At 63.9% G+C, this 1,852-nt stretch carries 2 protein-coding genes; one reads left to right on the forward strand and one right to left on the reverse strand.

The features are described 5' to 3' along the window. Positions 1-53: 53 nt before the first annotated feature. Complete coding sequence (locus B1C78_RS01625; protein WP_245795266.1) at positions 54-893, reverse strand: PhnD/SsuA/transferrin family substrate-binding protein; 840 nt, start codon at positions 891-893, stop codon at positions 54-56. A 139-nt stretch (positions 894-1,032) separates the two neighbouring features. Between B1C78_RS01625 and B1C78_RS01630 the strand changes: the two genes are divergently transcribed. Then, positions 1,033-1,776 (forward strand): 16S rRNA (uracil(1498)-N(3))-methyltransferase, encoded by a 744-nt coding sequence (locus tag B1C78_RS01630; RefSeq protein ID WP_077277396.1) that lies wholly within the window; start codon positions 1,033-1,035, stop codon positions 1,774-1,776. Positions 1,777-1,852 lie beyond the last annotated feature (76 nt).

Consider the following 1,852-nt stretch of genomic DNA (forward strand, 5'->3'; position numbering starts at 1 on the left):
AACGTATTGAGAGATCACAGCTAACCCGCATATTGCACCAAGGCGGCCGGCGGCTACCAGCCGAAGATCACGCCCTTGAGCAACAGGTAATGGGGATCGTACTCGCCCTGGGCCACGGGAATCAGGCGGGTTGCATCGCCGGCAAACCGACGCAGGAGCGGTGCGGTGCTTTGTTCGCCGTCTGTGGTGAGCAGTTCCCTGAGCGCTTGACGGCCCTGTTCGTCAACACGGGGGCCGGCGGTGAAGCCCTGCTGCGGCAGGCCCTCGCTGCGGAAAAGGATCCGCGTCCCCTCCCTGTCCTCGTCACTCAGGATGTTGTTGTAGAAGCCGGCCGGCAGCGCCGCCGCCACGCACTCGCCCGCACGGAACTGCTCAAACGCCTGCTGCATACCGCGCCGGGCCGGGTGGATCATCGGTTGCCTGATGGTATTGGGGTACTGGGACAGGAGCACCAGAGGCGCCAGATTCGGCGGGGCCACCGCGCATACTCGCCGGGCCACCAGGTCATCCAGAGACTGGATAGACGTGTCGGTTTCCGGAACGATCACCACGAACATCAGCTGTCCCGGCATGCGCGCCAACGGGGCATGATCGATCTCATGGATCCGCCAGGCAATCAGGTGCGGCCCGTCCAGGACGATATCGAAGACCTCGTTGCGCATGTCGCGCTGATAGGCAAGCCAGTTGCCCGGATGACGATACTGCACTTCCCGCCCCAGCGCCTCGCTCATGCGTTGTGCAAGCGGGCCGTATAACTGCATGCCCTGTTCGGGATTCTCCCGCGGTGCCGCGGTGAGTACCAGCGGCCCCTGGGCGGCGACCTGGCCCATACCGAGCCAGGCCACGAGCACAAGCAGGCCCGACCGCACCAGGCGGTTCAGTGATGCATTCATCATTGCTCTCCTCTGAGCGCCCCGGCCTGCTGCGTCGGCCTGCCGGGTCATCATTGTTATATGGGCACTACGATGCCTTGCAGGCGCTGGTAGGATAAGCGACATTCCTTTGTCCACTCCAGCTCCACGCCCACCGCTTATGCGCACAATCCGCCTGTTCGTCGACCAGCCCCTGGCGATTGGAGACAGCATCGAGCTGGACGAACGTGCCCACAGGCACGCGATCCAGGTATTGCGCCTGCGCCCGGGTGCACGAATCACCCTCTTCAACGGACGGGGCGGGGAGTATCAGGCAGAGATCACGCTGGCGGACAAGCGCCGGTCCGCGGCCGATATCAAGGCATTCGAGGACCGCGACACCCGACCCGCGTTGAGTGTCACCCTGGTGCAGGGTATCTCCCGGGGCGAACGCATGGACTTCAGCCTGCAGAAGGCCACGGAACTGGGCGTGAGTCGTGTCGTACCGATCATTACACGGCACAGTCAGGCCCGCGGAGATGCCCGCCGCCTCGCCAACCGCCACAGCCACTGGCAGGGCGTGATCATCAGCGCCTGTGAACAATGCGGGCGCAATGAACTGCCCATCCTTGAGCCGGCGACCACCCTGGACCAATGGTTGTCAGACGAACGTGACGCTTACGGTGGTGAGATATGCGGGCTGGTCCTGGATCCCCAGGCGGACCACGGCCTCGGGAACATGTCGCCCCGCGGCCCCGTCCACCTGCTCATTGGCCCGGAAGGCGGTCTGGACGACGCGGAAATCGCTCTGGCCCGGCGCCACGGCATGCACCCCGTCAGTCTCGGCCCGCGCATCCTGCGCACCGAAACCGCCGGCATTGCCGCGCTGGCGGTGATTCAGGCGTTGTGGGGGGACCTTTGTTGAAAGGATGAAGGTGGAAGGATGAAGGATGAATGAATTCGCCTGTCCCCTGGCTAAGATTTCATCCTTCATCCTTCAT

The organism is Thioalkalivibrio denitrificans (assembly GCF_002000365.1).
Taxonomy (GTDB): domain Bacteria; phylum Pseudomonadota; class Gammaproteobacteria; order Ectothiorhodospirales; family Ectothiorhodospiraceae; genus Thioalkalivibrio_A; species Thioalkalivibrio_A denitrificans.

Bases quoted from the DNA above. Each gene is read 5' to 3' on its own strand.
- B1C78_RS01625 (WP_245795266.1), bottom strand. From the start codon at position 893: ATGAATGCATCACTGAACCGCCTGGTGCGGTCGGGCCTGCTTGTGCTC.
- B1C78_RS01630 (WP_077277396.1), top strand. From the start codon at position 1,033: ATGCGCACAATCCGCCTGTTCGTCGACCAGCCCCTGGCGATTGGAGAC.